The 20,781-nt window shown below is 67.4% G+C and carries 22 protein-coding genes; 15 read left to right on the forward strand and 7 right to left on the reverse strand.

Annotation, left to right across the window (positions count from 1 at the left end; all coding sequences use genetic code 11):
• Positions 1-91: 91 nt before the first annotated feature.
• The gene (gloA, locus tag TEP_RS02570) at positions 92-610 is read right to left on the reverse strand and encodes a lactoylglutathione lyase (RefSeq protein ID WP_132824109.1); all 519 of its coding nucleotides are present in this window, start codon (positions 608-610) and stop codon (positions 92-94) included.
• 126 nt (positions 611-736) lie between these two features.
• Here gloA and TEP_RS02575 point away from each other — a divergent pair, with 126 nt between their 5' ends.
• Entirely contained in the window at positions 737-1,849 is a 1,113-nt protein-coding gene (locus tag TEP_RS02575) for a PLP-dependent cysteine synthase family protein (RefSeq protein ID WP_132824111.1), read from the forward strand.
• 99 nt (positions 1,850-1,948) lie between these two features.
• On the opposite strand, the gene TEP_RS02580 is transcribed toward TEP_RS02575, so the two are convergent.
• Positions 1,949-2,353 (reverse strand): hypothetical protein, encoded by a 405-nt coding sequence (locus tag TEP_RS02580; protein ID WP_132824113.1) that lies wholly within the window; start codon positions 2,351-2,353, stop codon positions 1,949-1,951.
• 170 nt (positions 2,354-2,523) lie between these two features.
• On the opposite strand from TEP_RS02580, the gene TEP_RS02585 reads away from it, so the two are divergent.
• Positions 2,524-4,554 (forward strand): M3 family metallopeptidase, encoded by a 2,031-nt coding sequence (locus TEP_RS02585; protein ID WP_132824115.1) that lies wholly within the window; start codon positions 2,524-2,526, stop codon positions 4,552-4,554.
• 105 nt (positions 4,555-4,659) lie between these two features.
• Here TEP_RS02585 and TEP_RS02590 read toward each other — a convergent pair whose 3' ends face one another.
• The 3 genes from TEP_RS02590 to TEP_RS02600 form a co-directional block, all read right to left on the reverse strand.
• On the reverse strand, positions 4,660-5,460 hold the full coding sequence (locus TEP_RS02590) for an SDR family oxidoreductase (RefSeq protein ID WP_132824117.1): 801 nt from the start codon (positions 5,458-5,460) through the stop codon (positions 4,660-4,662).
• Entirely contained in the window at positions 5,457-6,023 is a 567-nt protein-coding gene (locus TEP_RS02595; protein ID WP_132824119.1) for a DUF1415 domain-containing protein, read from the reverse strand. The genes TEP_RS02590 and TEP_RS02595 overlap by 4 nt, the downstream gene beginning before the upstream one ends.
• Before the next feature lie 103 nt (positions 6,024-6,126).
• Positions 6,127-6,609, reverse strand: a complete 483-nt coding sequence (locus TEP_RS02600) for a YajQ family cyclic di-GMP-binding protein (RefSeq protein ID WP_132824121.1) — start codon at positions 6,607-6,609, stop codon at positions 6,127-6,129.
• An 83-nt stretch (positions 6,610-6,692) separates the two neighbouring features.
• Between TEP_RS02600 and TEP_RS02605 the strand changes: the two genes are divergently transcribed.
• From TEP_RS02605 to TEP_RS02615, 3 genes are all read left to right on the forward strand, one after another.
• Positions 6,693-7,589 carry a DMT family transporter gene (locus TEP_RS02605; RefSeq protein WP_132824123.1) on the forward strand — a complete coding sequence of 299 codons (897 nt, stop codon included), beginning with the start codon at positions 6,693-6,695 and terminating at the stop codon, positions 7,587-7,589.
• A gap of 178 nt (positions 7,590-7,767) precedes the next feature.
• Positions 7,768-8,775: a methionine ABC transporter ATP-binding protein gene (locus tag TEP_RS02610; protein ID WP_025877309.1), complete on the forward strand. Its 1,008-nt coding sequence runs from the start codon at positions 7,768-7,770 to the stop codon at positions 8,773-8,775.
• Entirely contained in the window at positions 8,772-9,461 is a 690-nt protein-coding gene (locus TEP_RS02615; RefSeq protein ID WP_025877307.1) for a methionine ABC transporter permease, read from the forward strand. The genes TEP_RS02610 and TEP_RS02615 overlap by 4 nt, the downstream gene beginning before the upstream one ends.
• Positions 9,462-9,582: 121 nt before the next feature.
• On the opposite strand, the gene TEP_RS02620 is transcribed toward TEP_RS02615, so the two are convergent.
• A complete protein-coding gene (locus TEP_RS02620) occupies positions 9,583-10,182 on the reverse strand; it encodes a lipocalin family protein (protein WP_132824125.1) in 600 nt (199 codons plus the stop codon).
• Positions 10,183-10,308: 126 nt separating this feature from the next.
• Here TEP_RS02620 and TEP_RS02625 point away from each other — a divergent pair, with 126 nt between their 5' ends.
• Both TEP_RS02625 and TEP_RS02630 read left to right on the forward strand, forming a co-directional pair.
• Complete coding sequence (locus tag TEP_RS02625; protein WP_032976554.1) at positions 10,309-10,626, forward strand: hypothetical protein; 318 nt, start codon at positions 10,309-10,311, stop codon at positions 10,624-10,626.
• A gap of 69 nt (positions 10,627-10,695) precedes the next feature.
• A complete protein-coding gene (locus TEP_RS02630) occupies positions 10,696-12,792 on the forward strand; it encodes a prolyl oligopeptidase family serine peptidase (protein WP_132824127.1) in 2,097 nt (698 codons plus the stop codon).
• A 109-nt stretch (positions 12,793-12,901) separates the two neighbouring features.
• Here TEP_RS02630 and TEP_RS02635 read toward each other — a convergent pair whose 3' ends face one another.
• On the reverse strand, positions 12,902-14,086 hold the full coding sequence (locus TEP_RS02635) for a pyridoxal phosphate-dependent aminotransferase (RefSeq protein ID WP_206140173.1): 1,185 nt from the start codon (positions 14,084-14,086) through the stop codon (positions 12,902-12,904).
• Positions 14,087-14,279: 193 nt separating this feature from the next.
• On the opposite strand from TEP_RS02635, the gene TEP_RS02640 reads away from it, so the two are divergent.
• The 8 genes from TEP_RS02640 to hslV all read left to right on the forward strand — a co-directional run bounded on the left by TEP_RS02640 (position 14,280) and on the right by hslV (position 20,779).
• Entirely contained in the window at positions 14,280-16,412 is a 2,133-nt protein-coding gene (locus tag TEP_RS02640; RefSeq protein ID WP_132824128.1) for a S9 family peptidase, read from the forward strand.
• Between the two features lie 56 nt (positions 16,413-16,468).
• Positions 16,469-16,891: a YbaN family protein gene (locus tag TEP_RS02645; RefSeq protein WP_132824130.1), complete on the forward strand. Its 423-nt coding sequence runs from the start codon at positions 16,469-16,471 to the stop codon at positions 16,889-16,891.
• 220 nt (positions 16,892-17,111) lie between these two features.
• The gene (locus tag TEP_RS02650; protein WP_080149812.1) at positions 17,112-17,351 is read left to right on the forward strand and encodes a lipoprotein; all 240 of its coding nucleotides are present in this window, start codon (positions 17,112-17,114) and stop codon (positions 17,349-17,351) included.
• Positions 17,344-18,195 carry a diaminopimelate epimerase gene (gene dapF, locus TEP_RS02655; RefSeq protein ID WP_132824132.1) on the forward strand — a complete coding sequence of 284 codons (852 nt, stop codon included), beginning with the start codon at positions 17,344-17,346 and terminating at the stop codon, positions 18,193-18,195. Before TEP_RS02650 ends, dapF begins: the two co-directional genes overlap by 8 nt.
• Positions 18,192-18,866: a DUF484 family protein gene (locus tag TEP_RS02660; RefSeq protein ID WP_025877290.1), complete on the forward strand. Its 675-nt coding sequence runs from the start codon at positions 18,192-18,194 to the stop codon at positions 18,864-18,866. The genes dapF and TEP_RS02660 overlap by 4 nt, the downstream gene beginning before the upstream one ends.
• A gap of 16 nt (positions 18,867-18,882) precedes the next feature.
• On the forward strand, positions 18,883-19,776 hold the full coding sequence (gene xerC / locus TEP_RS02665) for a tyrosine recombinase XerC (RefSeq protein ID WP_132824134.1): 894 nt from the start codon (positions 18,883-18,885) through the stop codon (positions 19,774-19,776).
• A 176-nt stretch (positions 19,777-19,952) separates the two neighbouring features.
• Complete coding sequence (locus tag TEP_RS02670) at positions 19,953-20,153, forward strand: DUF3079 domain-containing protein (RefSeq protein ID WP_025877286.1); 201 nt, start codon at positions 19,953-19,955, stop codon at positions 20,151-20,153.
• Between the two features lie 74 nt (positions 20,154-20,227).
• Positions 20,228-20,779, forward strand: coding sequence for an ATP-dependent protease subunit HslV (hslV, locus tag TEP_RS02675; protein WP_025877284.1), 552 nt, complete (start codon positions 20,228-20,230; stop codon positions 20,777-20,779).
• Positions 20,780-20,781 lie beyond the last annotated feature (2 nt).

A 20,781-nucleotide genomic window follows, 5' to 3' on the forward strand; every position in this document is an offset into this window, starting at 1 on the left:
GCGCCGGGCCGTGCCCGGCGAGCGCGCAGCGCGGCCTGCTCAAGGCCGCCGGGCANGGCCCGGCGCTACCGGAATTGTGCCCCTTTCTGGGTCAGGCGTTGGCGATGATCTCGACCCAGTAGCCGTCCGGGTCCTTGATGAAGGCCAGGTTCTTCATGCGGCCGTCGGTCAGGCGCTTCTGGAAGGTCACGCCCAGGTCTTCGAAACGCTGGCAGGCCGCTTCGATGTCCGGCACCGACACGCAGATGTGGCCGAAGCCGCGCGGGTCGCTGTTGCCGTCGTGGTAGACGGCGCCTTCCTGGTTCTCGGTGCCATGGTTGTGGGTCAGTTCCAGCACGCCCGGCAGGCCGGCCATCCACAGGCGGCGGGTGTTGTCATCTTCCGGCACTGCGGTGCCGGCCGGTACGTAGGCCAGGAAGTACAGGCTGAACTGGGCTTCGGCGAAGTCGCGCTTGTCGATCAGCTGGTAGCCCAGCACGCGGGTGTAGAAGTCCAGCGAGGCGGTGGCGTCCTTGACCCGCAGCATGGTGTGGTTGAAGACGAAGCCGGTGGTCTCGGCCGGGGCCTGGGCGGCGACGCCGGGGACATCGCGCAGGGCGGGAATGGTCATGGGGGAGGTCCTTCAGACAGGGCCGTTGCCGGCCGGATGGGTGTCATTCTACGGGCCGGCAGCTGACGGCACCGCGACGTACAATGGCCGGATCGCACCGTTCCGTTCTGATGACCATTGCCCGCCATGTCGCAGCGTGAATGGGTGGCCGCCGCCATCCGCAAGATCGAAGCCGATTTCAACCGTTCCGCCGATACCCACCTGATCCCGCTGGCGCTGCCCGGGTTCGAGGGCATCGAGGTGTACCTGAAGGATGAATCGAGCCATCCCACCGGCAGCCTCAAGCACCGGCTGGCGCGTTCGCTGTTCCTGTATGCGCTGGCCAACGGCTGGCTGCGTGAAGGGCGGCCGGTGATCGAGGCCTCCAGCGGCTCCACCGCCGTTTCCGAGGCCTACTTCGCGCGCCTGCTCGGCCTGCCGTTCATCGCAGTGATGCCGGCTACGACGTCGCCGGAGAAGATTGCCGCGATCGAGTTCCACGGTGGCCGCTGCCATCTGGTCGAGCGCGCCTGTGACCTCAACTGCGATTCGGAAAAGCTGGCCCGCGAAACCGGCGGCCACTTCATGGACCAGTTCACCTATGCCGAGCGCGCCACCGACTGGCGTGCCAACAACAACATCGCCGAATCCATCTTCAAGCAGATGGCCGAGGAGCCCAGCCCGATTCCGGACTGGATCGTGTGCAGCCCCGGCACCGGCGGTACCGCAGCAACGCTCGGGCGCTACGTCAGCTATCGCCGGCATGACACCCGTATCCTGTGTGCGGACCCGGAAGTCTCGGTGTTCTACGATGGCTACCAGGCTGCACTGGCCGGCGGCAACGAATGGCGCGGCATGACCTGCAACGGCGGCTCGCGGGTGGAAGGCATCGGCCGGCCGCGGGTGGAGTCCAGCTTCATCCCGACCAGTGTCGATGCCATGGTGAAGGTGCCCGACGCCTTGAGCCTGGCCGCGATGCGCCACGTCAGCCGCCAGCTGGGGCGCCGCGTCGGTGGCTCCACCGGCACCAACTTCATCGGCGTGCTGCAGGCCGCGCAGTGGATGCGCGAGGCCGGCCGCCAAGGCAGCATCGTCAGCATCCTGTGCGACAGCGGCGATCGCTACGCGCACAGCTATTACGACCCGGCCTGGTATGTGCGGCAGGGAATCGATGTGGACGCTGCCGACGCGCAGGTAGCGGCAGCAGTGGCCGGGCAGGGCCTGCCCGGATTGGCGTGGTGCAGCCTGGAAGCGCTGTAAGCCCGTCAGGCATCCGCCGGGCATGCCCCGGCGCTACCGGGGGACAGGTCGGCAGCGCCGGGCCATGCCCGGCGAGCGCAGCGGCGCATTGGATCGCGCTCAATACCCGGCGGCCATGAAGGCCTCCAGCACCGCGTCGCGCAGGGCCTCGGGCAGGGCCTCGATCTCCACGGCGCGGTCGTCCAGGTGCAGACGTGGGTCCAGGCTGCTGGCCCGGCCCTGGGCCAGGGCCTGCAGCCACAGCAGCACGCAGATGACGAATTCGCGCTCGTGGCCCAGCCGCACCTGGCTGGCACCGCGCTCGATCACTTCGAAGGGATACCATTCCTGCTCGTCGCTGAACCTGCCGCCTTGGCGCTGCAGTGCCTGCAACTGCTGCAGGTGGCGCGGCGCATCATCGCCCGCATCGCACAGCGCGGCGATCCAGGCCAGTTCAGTCGGGCTGGCCGACAGCGCCAGCGATGACGAACGTACTGCGGATGGAGCTGGAGCCAGACCTTCCATGTGGGGCCTCCTCGATACGTTCCGTTGCGGTCTCCCCCGTGCCGCAAGCTTCAGCCGACGGACGTCAGGCCGACGTGAACAATGGCCCGCCGCCCCTTGTCTGCCGGCCCGGCCAGCGCCATATCGATCTGGCTGCCCGCGCTGCCGGGCCCGTACCCTGGAGACCTGCCGTGACCGTTGCCAACCCCCTGCTCGATTTTTCCGGCCTGCCGCGCTTCGAGGCGATCCGCCCCGAGCATGTGGCGCCGGCGCTGGACGTGCTGCTGGCGCAGGCCGAAGCGGCGGTCAGCGCTGCCGAGCAGGTGCAGCCGGTCACCTGGCAGACCTTCGTCACCCCGCTGGACGATGCCACCGAACGCCTGTGGCGCGCCTGGGGCCTGGTGGGCCACCTGCAGGGTGTGGTCAACACGCCGGAGCTGCGTGAGGCCTACAACAGCAACCTGCCGCGGGTAACCCGCTTTGCCAGTGCGCTGGGCCAGAACCTGGCGCTGTACCGCCAGTACCAGGCCCTGGCTGCCAGCACCGAAGCGGTCGGTTTCGACGAGGCGCGCCGCAAGGTGCTGGACAACACACTGCGTGATTTCCGACTTGGCGGTGCCGAACTCGATGCGGACGCGCAGCAGCGTTTTTCCGCCATCAAGGAGGAACTGTCGGCGCTGTCGGCGAAGTTCTCGCAGAACGTGCTCGACGCCACCGATGCGTGGTCGCTGATCGTCGAAGACCCGGCGCGCCTGGCCGGCGTGCCGGACGACGTGAAGGCTGCTGCACGCGCCGCTGCGGAAAAAGACGGCAAGGCGGGCTGGAAGCTGACCCTGCAGATGCCGTGCTACCTGCCGGTGCAGACCTGGGCCGAGGACCGCGACCTGCGCGAGATCCTGTACCGCGCCAGCGCGCAACGCGCCTCCGAGTTCGGCGACGATGCGCTGGACAACAGTGGCAACATCGATCGCATCCTTGCGCTGCGTGCCGAGTTGGCCGCACTGCTGGGCTTTGATTCCTACGCCGATTATTCGGTGGCCACCAAGATGGCCAGCGACCCCGCCGAAGTGCTGGGCTTCCTGCGTGACCTGGCCGCGCGCGCCAAGCCGTTCGCCGCCAAGGACCGCGCCGAGCTGGAGCAGTTCGCCCGCGAGCATCTCGGTATCGACAGCCTGCAGGCCTGGGATCTGGCGTTCGCCGCCGACCGCCTGAAGCAGGCGCGTTACAGCTACTCCGAGCAGGAGGTGAAGCAGTATTTCACCGAACCGAAGGTACTCGGCGGCCTGTTCTCGGTGATCGAGCAGCTGTACGGCCTGCGCGTGCAGGAAGACAGCGCGCCGGTCTGGCATGAGGACGTGCGCTTCTTCCGCCTGGTGGATGCGCAGGGCACCCTGGTCGGCCAGTTCTACCTGGACCTGTACGCCCGCGAGGGCAAGCGCGGCGGCGCGTGGATGGATGACTGCCGCAACCGCCGCGAGCGCGCCGATGGCAGCGTGCAGACGCCGCTGGTGTACCTGGTGTGCAACTTCGGCCGTGGTGCCGATGGCAAGCCGGCAACCTTCAGCCACAATGAAGTGACCACGCTGTTCCATGAAATGGGCCATGGCCTGCATCAGCTGCTGACCCGCATCGGCGAACTGGGCGTGGCCGGCATCAACGGCGTGGAGTGGGATGCGGTGGAGCTGCCCAGCCAGTTCATGGAGAACTTCTGCTGGGAATGGGACCATCTGCAGGGCATGACCGCGCATGTGGAAACCGGCGAGCCGCTGCCGCGCGCGCTGTACGAGCGCATGCTGGCCGCGCGCAACTTCCACAGCGGCATGGCCACCGTGCGCCAGTTGGAATTCGGTCTGTTCGACATGCTGCTGCACAGCCAGTTCGAGGCGGCGCAGGACAGCGTGCTGGCCCTGCTTGAGCGGGTGCGTGCGGAAGTGGCGGTGAACCATCCGCCGAGCTGGAATCGCTTCCCGCACCAGTTCAGCCATATCTTCGCCGGTGGCTATGCCGCCGGTTACTACAGCTACAAGTGGGCCGAAGTATTGAGCGCCGATGCCTACGCCGCGTTCGAGGAAGCACCGCAGGCGCTGGCCGCAACCGGCGCGCGTTTTCGCGACGAGGTGCTGTCGCGCGGCGGCAGTCGCCCGGCCGCCGAGAACTTCAAGGCCTTCCGCGGCCGCGCGCCGCAGATCGACGCGCTGCTGCGCCATTCGGGCATGGCGTAAGCAGGTTGCCGCCATCCACGCATGGCGTGGAATTGCCGGAATGCTCCGGCATGGCGCAAACGCAGAAAAAGGGCAGCGCTCCGGTAGCGCCGGGGCGTCCCGCTTTCAATCGGCGTAGATCATCTTCCGGGTCATGCCGCCGTCGACGATGAAATCCTGGCCGGTGCTGAAGCCGGACAACGAGGACAGCAGGTACACCGCCAGTGCGCCGATGTCCTCAGGTTCGCCGACGCGGCCAACCGGATGCTGGGCGTGGTCGGTGGCCGAGTACTGCGGCACGTGCCGGCGTGACGGCGCCTGCCAGGCATCGGTGCTGATCCAGCCGGGGCTGATGCTGTTCACCCGCACCGCCGGTCCCGCACTGATGGCCAGCGCATGGGTGAAAGCCACCAGCCCGCCCTTGGCCGCAGCGTAGGCTTCGCTGTGCGCCTCGGACTGCCAGGCGCGCGTCGATGCGATGTTGATGATCGCGCCTGCGTCGGCCGACAGCGCCGCCAATGCGTGCTTGCTGCACAGGAACGCGCCATGCAGCGATGACAGCCGGCGCTGCCATTCTTCCCAGTCCATGTCCTGCAGCAGCGTGCCGTGCGGCCCGGCGATGCCGGCATTGTTGACCAGGCCATCGATGCGGCCGAAGCGTTGCAGGGCCGCCGCGATGAAGCCGCGCACGCTGCTTTCATCGGTGATGTCCAGCCGCTGGAACGCGGCATCATCGCCGCGCTGCCATTCGGCCAGGCAGGCCTGGCCCGCCTCCACATCCAGATCGCCGATCAGCACACGGCCGCCGGCCCCAAGCACCGCCTGGGCGATGCCGCGGCCGATGCCGTTGGCACCGCCGGTGACGAGCACCACCCTGCCGTGCAGTGGCGCGGCCGGCCAGGTGGCAATCGGCGGCACCGTGCTCATGACATGTCGTCGCCGCGCAGGCGACGGTGCCAGCCCTCGACACCAATCCGGTCCAGGGTCTGGATGTTGCGCTCGACGATCACGTCCGGGTCCGGGTAGACATCCACCGCGCGTGCCACGCTGTCTTCGCGCAGCAGGTGCAGGGTGGGGTAGGGCGCGCGGTTGGTGTAGTTGCTGGCGTCATCGGCGGCGACGCCATCGAACTGGTAGTCCGGATGGAAGCTGGCCACCTGCAGGATGCCCTGCAGGTCCAGCGCCTCGATCGCCGCATCGGCGTTGTCGAGGAAGTCGTTGTAGTCGAGGAAGTCGGTCAGTACCTGCGGATGCACGATCAGGGTGGTATCGATCTGCTCGGCCGGCGTGTCGCGCAGCAGCACCAGTTCCTCGGCCAGTTCTTCCACCAGGGCTTCGGGTGTGGTCGCGTCGCTCAGCACGATGCGGACCTGGTCCTTCACGTACACCGCCTTGGCGAACGGGCACAGGTTCAGGCCGATGACGATGCGCTCCAGCCACAGGCGGGTGGCGGCGATCGGGTCATCGGTGGGCAGGGGGGTGTCGGTCATGGCGGGCGCATCGGCTGGCGGGGCTGGCCATTGTAGGCGCGTGGCCGGCAGCACGCCGTCGAGCCGCCGCCACCAGTGTGCCGGGCCGGGCCCGGCAGATGCCTCAGTCGCGGAAGTTGTTGAACTGCAGCGGCAGGTCGAACTTGCCGGCCTTGAGCACCGCGATGGCGTCCTGCAGGTCGTCGCGCTTCTTGCCCTGCACGCGCAGCTTGTCGCCGTTGATCTGGGTTTCCACCTTCAGCTTGGCTTCCTTCAGCGTCGCCGCGATCTTCTTGGCGATCTTCTGCTCGATGCCCTGCTTGACGGTGATCTTCTGCCGCGCCTGGGCCAGGTTGGTCTCGATGTCACCGAACTCCAGGCTCTGCACGTCGATACCGCGCGCGGCCAGGCGCGCACGCAGGATGTCGTTCATCTGCTTGAGCTGGAATTCGGTCGGTGCGGTCTGGTTGATGACATCGCCATCGCGCTCGAATTTCGCATCCACGCCCTTGAAGTCGAAACGGGTGGCAAGCTCGCGGTTGGCCTGGTCGAGCGCATTGGTCAGTTCGTGGGTGTCGACTTCGGACACAACGTCGAAGGAAGGCATGGGCGTTACTCCGCAGAAATCAGTGGCGGCCATTCTATCGCGCCGGTCGCGGCGGCAACGCCCGTGGTCGGCGATAATGGGCCATGAACGTGCAACGCTCCCCTTCGCGCGCCGTGGCCTGGATGGTCGCTGCTGTCGCCTGTTTCTCGCTGATGGACGCCGGCATGAAGCAGCTCTCGGCCGGCTATCCCTCGCTGCAGGTCACCTTCCTGCGTGGCGCGGCGTCGCTGCCCTTCGTGCTGGTCTGGGTGCTGGCCAGTGCCGGGCCACGCTCGCTGATCCCGCGCCGCTGGGGGCTGCACCTGCTGCGCGGCGGGCTGGGCATGGCGATGATCGGCTGCTTCGTGTTCGCCCTGCGCGACCTGCCGCTGTCCACCGCCTACACCATTTATTTCGTCGCGCCGCTGCTGATTGCCGCACTGTCGGTGCCGCTGCTGGGCGAGCGGGTCGGGCCGCGGCGCTGGGTCGCCATCGGCATCGGCCTGGTCGGCGTGCTGGTGGTGCTGCGGCCGGGCGTGGGCGGTTTCATCTCGGTGCCGGGCCTGATGGTGCTGGCCGCCGCCACCGCCTATGCCATCGCGGCGATCACCGTCAGCCTGCTGACCCGCACCGATACCTCGCAGTCGATGGTGGTCTGGTTCCTGGTCATCATGGCCATCGGCGCTGGGCTGCTGGCGATCCCGGGCTGGGTACCCCTGCAACTGGCACATGCGCCGTTGATCGCCGGCATGGGCCTGGCCGGGGCGCTGGGCCAGATCGCGCTGACCAAGGCCTTCCAGCTGGGTGAGGCCTCGATGATCGCACCGCTCGAATACAGCGGCCTGGTCTGGGTGATCGGCTGGGACCTGGCCTTCTGGGGGCAGCTGCCCGATGGCTACACCTGGGCGGGCGCGGCAATCATCGTCGCCTCGGGCCTGTACCTGCTGCACCGCGAACGGGTGAACCGGCAGCAGCCGCCGAAGCCGTTGGACCATCCCTGAACCGATCTGGCTGGGGAAGGGGTCAGAGCCCCTGCGGGGATCCGACCCCAGCCGATGTGCCGATGCGGGCGGCTTAGAACCAAAAGGAATAACATTCTGGCCCATGGCGCAGGCGCGCGAGCGCCGGCGCTGGTAGGCTGCACGCCCCCTTCCATCGCCCTCCCGGTGAGCTGATCCCGTGATCGAGTTCCAGCGCCTGCACAAATCCTATGCCGTTGCCGGCCGCGCAGTCAGCGCGCTGCAGCCGCTGGACCTGACCATCGAGGCCGGCGAGGTGTTCGGCATCATCGGCCATTCCGGTGCGGGCAAATCGACGCTGATCCGCATGATCAACCGCCTGGAGGAGCCCAGTGGTGGCCGCCTGTTGATCGCCGGCGAAGATGTCACCGCGCTGGATCCGGAAGGCCTGCGCGCGCTGCGCCGCCGGATCGGCATGATCTTCCAGCACTTCAACCTGCTGTCCTCGCGCACGGTGGCCGGCAATGTCGCCTTCCCGCTGGAGCTGGCCGGCACGCCGAAGGCAGAGATCGATGCGCGCGTCGCCGAGCTGCTGCAGACCGTCGGCCTGCAGGCGCATGCGGACAAGTACCCGGCGCAGTTGTCGGGCGGCCAGAAGCAGCGCGTGGGCATCGCCCGCGCACTGGCCACCCGCCCGCAGATCCTGCTGTGCGATGAGGCCACCAGCGCGCTCGATCCGCAGACCACCGCGTCGGTGCTGGCACTGCTGTCGAAGATCAACCGCGAACTGGGCCTGACCATCGTGCTGATCACCCACGAGATGGACGTGATCCGTCGCGTCTGCGATCGGGTGGCGGTGCTCGATGCCGGCCAGCTGGTCGAGACCGGGCCGGTGACGAAGGTGTTCCTGCACCCGCAGCACCCGACCACCCGTCGTTTCGTCAGCGAATCGGAGCAGGTGGACGAGGGGACGCTGCACCGCGATTTCGACGCGGTCGGTGGCCGTGTCGTGCGCCTGACCTTCCTCGGCGCCGACACCTACGAACCCCTGCTCGGCAGCGTCGCGCGGCAGACCGGTGTCGACTACAACATCCTGTCCGGGCGTATCGACCGGATCAAGGACACCCCGTATGGCCAGCTGATCGTCGCCCTGGTGGGCGGTGACCAGTCCGCCGCGCAGGCCGCATTCGTGGCTGCCGGCGTGCACGTTGAGGAACTGCGTCGATGATCATCGCCACCGCCGGCGGCTTTTTCCGTCACCTGGATGCGGGCAAGTGGGCCGACATCGGCCAGGCCACCATCGACACCCTGCTGATGCTGGCCGGTTCGCTGCCGCTGACTCTGGCCATCGGCCTGCCGCTGGGTGTGCTGCTGTACCTGTTCGGTGCGCCACAGCTGAAACGTCGGCCGGTCGCCTACGGCGTGCTGGCGCTGGTGGTGAACCTGCTGCGCTCGGTGCCCTTCATCATCCTGATGATCGTGCTGATCCCGGTAACCCTGTTCATGATGGGCACCTCGCTGGGCGTGCGTGGCGCGATCGTGCCGCTGGTCATCGGGGCTGCGCCGTTCTATGCGCGCCTGGTGGAAACCGCGCTGCGTGAAGTGGACCGTGGCGTGATCGAGGCGACCCAGGCAATGGGTGCCACCACCTGGCAGCTGGTCACCCGCGTGCTGCTGCCCGAGGCGCGGCCGGGCCTGATTGCCGGTGCCACGGTGACCACCGTGGCCCTGATCGGCTTCACCGCCATGGGCGGTGCGATCGGTTCCGGTGGCCTGGGCGACCTGGCCTTCCGCGACGGCTACCAGCGCTCGCACACCGACGTGGCGCTGGTCACGGTGGTCCTGTTGCTGGTGCTGGTGCAGCTGCTGCAGATGCTCGGCGACCGCCTGGTCGCGCATTACAGCCGCAGATAACAGAATGCCGGGCGGCGCCCGGCATCGTTCAGGGTAGTGCCGGCCGCTGGCCGGCAACCTCATGAACACGGGAAGCACCCAGCAGTTGCCGGCCAGCGGCCCGCACTACCACCGTGTGCAGTCAACGCACGTTCGGTACTTCGTAGCCGAGCCTGCCTACCTGCTCAGGGTGCTGCGGCACGCGCTTGAGCTTGTCGGTGTTGACCCCGTACTCGTCGCGCAGGCGTTCGGCCAGGTCCTTGTACAGGGCCTTGTCCATGTCAGGCGTGCGGGCGAAGATCCAGGCCATCTCGCGGCCCGGGTAGCCGATCAGCGCCCAGGAATAGTCCGGCGCTACTTCCAGTACCCGCGAATGGGTCGGCACGACCCGGTAGAACCAGGTGCGCCAGCCGTGGTTGCCACTGTCGGGATCGACGCTGGCGCGCGCACGGATTTCCTGCAGCGGTTCACCGAAACCATCGCGGTAGCGATAGGTGATGGCGACCTTGTGGTCCTCGCGCAGCTCGTACTGGTTGACGCTGGCGACGTGGCCGCGCTCTATGAAGTTCGGCACGCGGCCGATCACGTACCAGGTCCCCATGAAGCGCTGCAGGTCGATCACCCCATCTGCAGAGGCTTCCGCGGCGCTGTTGCGGGACGACGGTGGGGAATTGGCAGCCACTGCCGGACCGCCCAGGGACAGGGCCAGCAACACAGCGCAGAGCGGGCGGATCGAGGTCATGCGGGAGCGGGCTCCAGTGGGCTTGCCCGCGCATGGTCACTGTGTGCACGCCATCCGTCAATGGTGTCGCAGCCGGTGAGAAGCCCCGCAGCCAAGCTGACCGCCATCGACCACCGGAGAATCCGCATGCGCACACGTCCCCGCCACCGCCCGCCAACTGAACGCGTCAGCGAACGCGCCGATCCGCGCCTGTTGCGGGTGGTGCCGCAGCTCGCCCTCGCTGGCCTGGCCGTGGTGCTGGTGTGGCCGGCCGCGCGCGGCAGCAGTGCCTGGCTGGGCTGGTTGCCGCTGTGGCTGGTCGGCATGCCGTTGGCGGCCTGGTGGGCACTGCTGCGCTGCCCGTTGCCAACGCTGGCCGCGCTCCGCTCGCTGCGACGCGACCATGGGCAGGCCCGGCGGCGCTCCCCCACGCGTACGCGCAAGGCGCACACCGCCACGGCCTGACCTTCGACACGGGGGCGGCCACGGTGATCCATGCTAGCGTTCCACGGCTAATGACTGCCTGGAGCTGCAATGTCACGATTCGCTTCCGCCTGCCTGCTGGCCGGCATGATGACCGCTGCCTCGGTGGGCACCGCCGTGGCCGCTGAAGACACCGACCGTTACGCCTGGCTGGAGGACGTCACCGGCGACAAGCCGTTGTCGTGGGTCAAGGAACAGAATGCCAAGTCCGAGGCGCGCCTGGCGCAGACCCCGGCCTTCAAGCAGATGGAGAGCAGCATCCGCGAGGTGCTCGACTCGGACGCCAAGATTCCCGGCGTGCAGAAGATCGGCGATTACTACTACAACTTCTGGAAGGACAAGCAGCATGAGCGCGGCCTGTGGCGTCGCACCACCCTGGCCGAGTACCGCAAGGCCTCGCCGACCTGGGAAACCGTGCTCGACCTGGATGCGCTGAACAAGGCCGAGAACGAGAACTGGGTCTGGCACGGCGCCGACTGCCTGCGTCCGGATTACAGCCGCTGCCTGATCGCGCTGTCGCGCGGTGGCGCCGACGCCGATGTCACCCGCGAGTTCGACCTGGCCAGCAAGAGCTGGATCAAGGACGGCTTCTTCCGTCCCGAATCGAAGGGCGGCCTGAGCTGGATCGACCGCGACACCGTGTTCGTCTACACCGATTTCGGCAGCGGTTCGATGACCACCTCCGGTTACCCGCGCGTGGCCAAGCTGTGGAAGCGTGGCACGCCGATGTCCGCCGCCAGCCTGGTCTACGAAGGCAAGCCGGAAGACATGTACATCGCGGCGATGCACGATGACACCCCGGGCTTCGAGCGCAACCTGGTCAGCCGTACGCTGGCCTTCTACAACAACGAGATCTACCTGCGCGGCGATGATGGCAAGCTGACCAGGATCGATGCGCCGAACTCGGCCGAGAAGGGCCTGCACAAGCAGTGGCTGACCCTGGAACTGCGCGATCCGTGGACCGTAGGTGGCAAGACCTACGCCTCCGGCGCACTGCTGGTGACCAAGCTGGATGATTTCCTGGCCGGCAAGCGTGACTTCGAGGTGCTGTTCACCCCGACCGCGACCACCTCGCTGGCCAGTGCCTCGTGGACCAAGAATCACCTGGTGCTGAACGTGCTTGACGACGTCAAGAACCGCCTGTCGGTGCTGACTCCGACCGCCAAGGGCTGGCAGAAGAGCGAGTTCGTCGGCGCGCCGGCCTTCGGCACCCTGGGCGTCAGTGCGGTCGACAGCAATGACAGCGATGCAGTGTGGCTGACCGCCACCGACTACCTGACCCCGACCACCCTGGCCATCGCCGACATCGGCAAGGCGCCGGAAGTGCTCAAGACCATGCCGGCGTTCTTCGATGCCGACGGCAAGGTGATCGAGCAGCATTTCGCCACCAGCAAGGACGGTACCCGCGTGCCGTACTTCGTGGTGCACGACAAGGCGATGAAGCTCGACGGCTCCAACCCGACCCTGCTGTACGGCTACGGTGGTTTCGAGATTTCGCTGACCCCGTCGTACTCGGGCGGCATGGGCCGCGCCTGGCTGGAGAAGGGCGGCGTGTACGTGGTTGCCAACATCCGTGGTGGTGGCGAGTACGGCCCGCGCTGGCACCAGGCGGCGCTGAAGCAGAACCGTCACAAGGCCTATGAAGACATGGCCGCGGTTGCCCAGGACCTGGTCACCCGCAAGATCACTTCTGCCAAGCACCTGGGCGTGCAGGGCGGCAGCAACGGTGGCCTGCTCACCGGCAACATGCTGACCCAGTACCCCGAGCTGTTCGGTGCGGTGGTGGTGCAGGTTCCGCTGCTGGACATGAAGCGTTACAGCCACCTGCTGGCCGGCGCCTCGTGGATGGCCGAGTACGGCAACCCGGACACCAGCGACTGGGAGTTCATCAAGACCTTCTCGCCGTACCACCTGTTCGACGCGAAGAAGAGCTACCCGCCGGTGCTGTTCACCACCTCCACCCGCGATGACCGCGTGCATCCGGGCCACGCCCGCAAGATGGCCGCGAAGATGATCGATGCCGGCAAGGACGTGACCTACTACGAGAACATCGAAGGCGGTCACGGCGGTGCAGCCAACAACGCGCAGGCCGCGCACATGTCCGCACTGGCCTACAGCTTCCTGTGGGAGCGGTTGGGCGGCAAGTAAGCAGAACGGAAAACGCCGCCCCAAGGCGGCGTTTTTCTTTGCCGGGTAGCGCCGGGCCATGCCCGGCGGCTCCTTCGCCGCGCTGTGCGTTCGCCGGCACGGCCCGGCGCTACCGGAATCGTTTCAACCCGCGCGCGATACGCTCCACCGCTTCCTGCAACCGCGGCACTTCCTGGGTATAGGCCAGTCGCACGTGCTGATTTGATCGATGGAAGCCGAAATCCAGGCCCGGGGTGAACGCCACATGTTCGGTTTCCAGGAAGTGCGCGCAGAACGCCTGCGCGTCATCGGTGAACGCGCTGACGTCGGCGTACAGGTAGAACGCACCCTGCGGTTCCACTTCGATGCGGAAGCCCAGTTCGCGCAGGGACGGCAGCAGGAAGTCGCGGCGCTGCTGGAAGGCCTGGCGGCGCTGCTCGAAGATCGCCATCGCCTCGTCGCTGAAACAGGCAAGGGCCGCGTGCTGGGCGATGCTCGAAGCGCTGATGTACAGGTTCTGCGCCAGCTTCTCCAGGTCGGGTACCGCCGCCGGTGGCGCCACCAGCCAGCCCAGTCGCCAGCCGGTCATGCCGAAGTACTTGGAGAAACTGTTCAGCACGAACGCGCTGTCATCGACCTGCAGCACGCTCGCTGCATCCAGGCCGTAGGTCAGGCCGTGATAGATCTCGTCGACCACCAGGTGGCCGCCGCGCGCATGCAGCGAAGCCGAGAGGGCCGCCAATTCATCGGCTGACAGCACGGTGCCGGTGGGATTGGCCGGCGATGCCACCAGCGCGCCGACGCTGTCTGCGTTCCAGTGCTGCTGCACCAGCGAAGGAGTCAGCTGGTAGGCCGTTTCGGGGCCGACCGGAACGAGCTGCGCGCCGCCTTCCACCAGCCGCAGGAAGTGGCGGTTGCACGGATAACCGGGATCGGCCAGCAGCCAGTGGCGGCCCGGATCGACCAGCAGGCTGCTGGCCAGCAGCAGCGCGCCGGAGCCGCCCGGCGTGACCAGGATGCGTTCGGGGTCGATATCCAGGCTGTAATGACTGCGATAGAAACCGCTGATCGCCTGGCGCAGGGCGGGCAGGCCGCGTGCGGCGGTGTAGCGGGTGTGGCCGGCGGCCAACGCCGCCTGGCCGGCACGCACGACCGGCTCGGCGGTGGTGAAGTCCGGTTCGCCGATCTCCAGATGGATCACATCGTGACCGGCCTGTTCCAGCGCCTGTGCGCGGGCCAGCAGGGACATCACATGGAAGGGAGCGATTTCGTGGCTGCGCCGGCTGTAGCCCGGCGTGTGGGGCAGGGTACTCATGCCCCACATGGTACGCCGGGCGCCGGGGTCGGATCCCTTTTGCATGCAAAAGGGCTCTGACCCCAACAGGAACCGCACCCATGACGATCCGCAGGGTTGCCGCTTCGCCGCGATTGGGGTCAGATCCCTGTTCGGGAAAAGGGATCTGACCCCGTCGAAGACCATTGCATTGAAGCACCTGGAGCCTTATTTCATGAAATCCACTCTCTGCCTGTTGCTTGCGAGCCTGATGACCAGCACCGCTACCGCCGCCACCCCGCCCGTTCCGCCGGATGTTGAGAAGCGTCCGCACGTGGTCAAGGCGCCGTTCGGCGCGACCCGCAACGATGACTATTACTGGCTGCGCGACGACAAGCGAGAGGACAAGGCCATGCTGGCCTACCTGCAGGCCGAGAACGCCTACGCCGACCAGCTGCTGGCACCGCTGCAGCCGCTGGAGGATGCGCTGTACGGCGAGATCGTCGGCCGCATCAAGCAGGACGACGCCAGCGTGCCGGCGCGCGAGCGCGGCTACTGGTACTACAGCCGCTACGAGACCGGCCAGGACTATCCCATCCATGCGCGCCGCAAGGCCAGCATGGACGCACCGGAAGAGGTCCTGCTCAACGTCAATACAATGGCTGCCGGCAAGGGCTATTTCAGCGTCGGCTCGATGGAGGTCAGCCAGGACAACCAACTGCTGGCCTGGGCAGACGATGACGTGGGTCGCCGCCAGTACGTCATCCGCTTCAAGGACCTGCGCACCGGCGCGGTGCTGCCGGACACGATCACCGGCACCTCCGGCGACCTGGTCTGGGCCGACGACAACCGCACCGTGCTGTATGTCGAGAACGATCCGGAAACCCTGCTGACCGTGCGGGTGAAGAAGCACGTGCTGGGCACCCCGGCCAGCGCCGACACCGTCGTCTACGAAGAAAAGGACGACAGCTTCTACATGGGCATCGGCCGCACCCGCGACGATCGCTTCATCACCATCGGCGTGCACAGCACCGTGTCCTCCGAAGAGCGCTACGCGCCGGCCAGCGACCCGACCACGTTCACCGTGCTCGCCCCGCGGCAGCGCGACGTGGAGTACGACGCCGACCACTACGACGGCCGCTGGGTGATCCGCACCAACGATGGCGCGAAGAACTTCAAGCTGGTAACCGCACCGACCGATGCCACCTCGCGTGCGCAGTGGAAGGACTGGATCGCCCATGACGATGCGGTGTTCATCGAAGGTTTCGAACTGTTCGATACCTACACCGCCATCGCCGAACGTTCCGAAGGCCTGGAGCGCATCCGCCTGCTGTTCAAGGACGGTCGCAACGACTACGTGAAGGCCGACGAACCGGCCTATTCGATGGGCCTGGGCGACAACACCGAGGCTGACACCACGTGGCTGCGCTATGTGTACACCTCGATGACCACGCCGACCACGGTGTACGAACTGAACACCGCCACCGGCGAGCGTCGCCAGCTGAAGCAGCAGCCGGTGATCGGCTATGACGCCTCGAAGTACGAGACCGACCGGGTGTGGATCACCGCGCGCGACGGGGTGAAGGTGCCGGTGTCGCTGGTCTATCGCAAGGGCTACAGGAAGGATGGCACCGGCGCGCTGTTCCAGTACGCCTACGGCAGCTACGGCATGTCGATGGACCCCTACTTCAACCAGACGGCGGTGAGCCTGCTCGACCGTGGCGTGGTGTATGCCATCGCCCACATCCGCGGTGGCCAGGAAATGGGCCGCGACTGGTACGAGAACGGCAAGCTGCTGCACAAGCAGAACACCTTCAACGACTTCATCGACGTCACCCGTGGCCTGGTGGCACAGGGCTGGGCGGCGAAGGATCGTGTTGCCGCCTCCGGTGGCAGCGCCGGTGGCCTGCTGATGGGCGCCATCGCCAACCAGGCGCCGCAGGACTACCGCGTGCTGGTGGCGCAGGTGCCGTTCGTGGACGTGGTCACCACCATGCTCGACCCGACCATCCCGTTGACCACCAACGAGTATGACGAGTGGGGCAACCCCGAGCAGAAGCCGTACTACGAGTACATGCTGTCCTACTCGCCCTACGACAACGTGAAAAAGCAGGCGTACCCGGCGCTGTTCGTGGGTACCGGCCTGTGGGATTCGCAGGTGCAGTACTGGGAGCCGGCCAAGTGGGTGGCCAAGCTGCGCGATGACAACACCAGTCCCTTCCCGATCCTGTTCCGCACCAACATGGAAGCTGGCCACGGCGGCAAGTCCGGGCGCTTCCAGCGTTACCGCGAACTGTCCGAGTCGTATGCATTCGTGCTGCAGCAGCTGGGCATCGAAACGCCCGCGGCCGGTGCTGCGACGGAATGACGCATCGTGGCGGCGGTGATATCGCCGCCGCCACCTGCGCTGGGTATCCTTGCGCGATGCGCCCGCCCGAACCGCCCGCCACCAATGACCCGCCAACGCCCGCCCGGCCGGTGCGGTTCCGTTGGGCGTGGTGGCTGCTGGCCTACGCCAGCCTGGGCACCGGCATTGTCGGCATCTTCGTGCCGGGGCTGCCTACCACCGTATTCATCCTGATCTCGGCTTGGGCCGCCTCGCGCGGCTCCGAGCGCCTGCACGGCTGGCTGCTGCAGCACCCGCGTTTCGGCCCTGCCATCGCCAACTGGCAGGCCCACGGTGCGGTCAGCCGCTACGGCAAATGGATGGCCACGATCACCATGGCGGTGTGCGCCGGCATCATGCTGTGGTGCGTGCCGGTGGCCTGGGTGAAGTGGTTCTCGATCGGCAGCATGACCGTGGTGGCGATCTGGCTGTGGACCCGGCCGCTGCCGCCGGAAGCGTGAGGGTTCGCCGGGCATGGCCCGGCGCTACCTGTGGCGTCCGATAACGGTAGCGCCGGGCCACGCCCGGCGGACGTGCGGGGGTGCGTGGCAGCGGTAGCGCCGGGCCATGCCCGGCGGATGTACGGGGTGCGCGGTTTCGATAGCGCCGGGCCATGCCCGGCGGAGGCGTGGCGCGGCACCCTGCACCAACCGCTCAGCCGCCAATGGCTATACTCGGGGCATGAACATCCCCCATCGCAATGTCATCCTGATTCCGCTGGCAGCGGCCTCGCTGCTGTTCCTCGCCGCATGCGGCAACAAGGGCCCGCTGGTGCTGCCGCAGAAGCCGGTGCCGGTGGAAGAAACCGTCGAGCCGGCCACCGATACCGACACCACGCCCGCTGCCACCCAGGACCCCCGCGACGGCAGTCCGTCGGTGACCCCGGACCCGGCCAAGAAGGTGGACGACGGGAATGAGTAAGGCGGGTACCAACGGCCTGCGCTTCAGCAAGATGCACGGCGCGGGCAACGATTTCGTAGTGATCGACCTGCGCGACGGCGCCCCGCCGCCCACCCCGGAACTGGCCGCGCGCCTGGCCGACCGCCATACCGGCGTCGGCTGCGACCAGATCCTGACCATCGAGCCGCCGCGCGCCGAAGGCTCCGTCGCCTCTTACCGCATCTGGAACGCCGACGGCTCCAACTCCGAACAGTGCGGCAACGGCGCGCGCTGCATCGCGGCCTGGCTGGTGCGCGAGGGCAGTGCGCAGGGCGATCGCTTCATCATCGACAGCCCGCTGGCCAGCCACGCCGTGGACGTCCTGGGCAATGGCCAGTATGCGGTGGCGATGGGCGTGCCGGTGTTCGATCCGGCGCAGGTGCCGCTGATCGGCTTCGCCCACCCGCGCGAGGAATACCTGCTGCCACTGCAGGGTGAGACCGTGCGTTTCGCGGCGGTGTCGATGGGCAATCCGCACGCGGTGATCGAAGTGGGCCTGGTCGACGCTGCACCGGTTGAGCGCGTGGGCGGACTGCTGCAGCAGCATGCTTCATTCCCGAAGTCGGTGAACGTGGGCTTTGCCCAGGTGATGGGCCCGGAACATGCGCGCCTGCGCGTGTTCGAGCGCGGCGTGGGTGAAACACTGGCCTGCGGCAGCGGCGCCTGCGCTGCCGCCGTGACCCTGATGCAGCGCGGCCGACTGCAGCGCGATGCACGCATCAGCCTGCCCGGTGGCGACCTGCGCATCCAGTGGCCCGGCGATGGCCAGCCGGTGGTGATGGCGGGCCCGACCGCATTCGTCTTCGAAGGGGAGTGGATTGCATGACTGAGACCGTCGACAAGCTCGGTGCCCATGAAGTCGCGGCCTGGTTGCGGCGCCATCCGGGCTTCCTCAAGCAGTTCCCGGACCTGGCGCTGACCCTGGTGGTGCCACGCGATGACGGCCCGACCGCATCGCTGGCCAGCTACCAGCTGGAAGTGCTGCGCGAGAAGAACCGCGAGCTGGCGCGACGGTTGGCCGACCTGGGCGCGACCGCGCAGGTCAACGAGCGGCTGGCGGTACGCACGCATCAGCTGACCCTGGCCCTGATGAAGCAGGACAACGCCGCCGATACGCTGCGCGCGATGGCCGCATCGCTGCAGGAGGACTTCGCCGGCGATCTGGTGCGGCTGGTCGTGCATGCGCCGGTGGCTGGGTTGGAGCAGGCCGAGTGGCTGCAGGTGCTGGCTGCCGATGATGCGCAGCTGGGCCCGTTCCGCGACTGCCTGAAGGATGGCGAGCCGATCTGCGGCCGCCTGCACAGCGACAAGAACGCGGTGCTGTACGGCGCGCGCAGCGAGGAGGTGCAGACCACCGCGCTGCTGCCGCTGCCGGGTGTTGGCCTGATCGCGGTGGGCAGCCATGATCCGAACCGTTTCTATCCCGGCATGGGCACGCTGTTCCTGCGGATGATGGGCGAGGCCCTGGTGACCGGGCTCAAGCGCTTCGCGGATTGAGCGGGAAACGACGGCGATGAGCGCGGTGCAGGCGTTCCTGCAGCACCTGCAGGTGGAGCGACGGGTGTCGGCGCATACGCTCGACGCCTACCGCCGCGACCTGGATGCGTTGTCGGTGTGGGCCGAACCCCGCGGGGTGGCCGTGGAGGCACTGGATGCCGACGCGGTGCGCCAGTTCGTTGCCGATGAACACCGCCGTGGCCTGTCGGCCAAGAGCCTGCAGCGCCGGCTGTCGGCCTGCCGCAGCTTCTATGCCTGGCTGCTCAAGCATGGCCGCATCGAGGCCAGCCCGGCGGCAACGCTGAAGGCGCCGCGTGCGCCACGACGGCTGCCGCAGGTACTCGACGCCGATGAAGCCGTGCAGCTGGTTGAACTGGAACCGGAAGGCGAGCTTGGACGTCGTGACCGAGCGTTGCTGGAACTGTTCTATTCCTCCGGCCTGCGCTTGAGCGAAGTGTGTGCGCTGACCTGGCGCGATCTGGATTTCGCCAGCGGCCTGGTCAACGTGATGGGCAAGGGCAACCGGCAACGCCGCGTCCCCTTCGGAAAGCCTGCACGCGAAGCGCTGCTGGCCTGGCGCAGCGAAAGCGGTGGTAGTGGCGCCACACCGGTTTTCCCCGGCCGCAACGGGCCGATCAGCCAGCGCGCGGTGCAGATCCGCATCCGCCAGCTGGCGCAGCGCCAGGGCCTGTTCAAGCACGTGCACCCGCACATGCTGCGGCACAGTTTCGCCAGCCACATCCTGGAATCCTCCGGTGACCTGCGCGGCGTGCAGGAACTGCTCGGCCATGCCGACATCGCCACCACGCAGATCTACACCCACCTGGATTTCCAGCATCTGGCCAAGGTCTACGATGCCGCGCATCCGCGCGCGAAACGCCGCAAAGACCCGCCCGACACGGGGGCGTAGCGCCGGGCCATGCCCGGTGGCTGTGCGATCCCTGTGGCGTGCATGCGACGCCGCCCGCGCTGCGCGCTCACCGGGCATGGCCCGGCGCTACCGGAACGGCTGCCGCTTGATCTGGATCAGGGCGGGGCAGTGGTCGCCGGTGCATCGTGGCCGCAGGCCACGACGAGATGCCGACCATGGCAAAGCCCATTCCGCTGCGTCCCAAGCACCCCGAGCGCATCTGCTGGGGCTGCGACCGTTACTGCGCTGCCGACGCACTGGCCTGTGGCAACGGCTCGGGCCGCACCCAGCACCCGATCGAGACGCAGGGTGAGGACTGGTACGTGGCGTGGGGCATTGAACCCAATCCGGACCGGCCATCGCATGCCAAGCGCTGAACGGCAGCTATCGGTGCAGGCTTGATCGCTTCGGCGGCTGTCCCCATGTCCGGTGAACAGCTATCGGAGGCCGCATGGACCCCAGTCAGAATCCCACCGTTTTCCACGCCACCACCATCGTCTGCGTTCGTCGCGGCGAGCACGTGGCCATTGCCGGCGACGGCCAGGTCACCCTCGGCCACACGGTGATGAAGGGCAACGCACGCAAGGTCCGCCGCCTTGGCCGCGATGGCCAGGTACTGGCCGGCTTTGCCGGTGCCGCCGCCGATGCCTTCACCCTGTTCGAGCTGTTCGAAGCCAAGCTGGAGAAGCATGGCCAGCTGCAGCGTGCCGCGGTGGAGCTGGCCAAGGATTGGCGCACCGAGCGCCGCCTCGGCAAGCTTGAGGCGCTGCTGGCGGTGGCCGACAAGGAAACCTCGTTGATCATCAGCGGCACCGGCGACGTCATCGAGCCGGAGGACGGCATCATCGCCATCGGTTCCGGTGGTTCGTATGCGCTGTCCGCTGCACGCGCGCTGATGGCGCACACCGAACTGGATGCACGCACCATCGCCAGCGAAGCGATCAACATCGCCGGCGACATCTGCATCTACACCAACCGCAACGTGGTGGTCGAGGAGTTGTGACG

Origin of the sequence: Stenotrophomonas sp. TEPEL (genome assembly GCF_004348785.1) — a bacterium.
In the GTDB taxonomy this organism is placed as follows: Bacteria; Pseudomonadota; Gammaproteobacteria; order Xanthomonadales; family Xanthomonadaceae; genus Stenotrophomonas; species Stenotrophomonas indicatrix.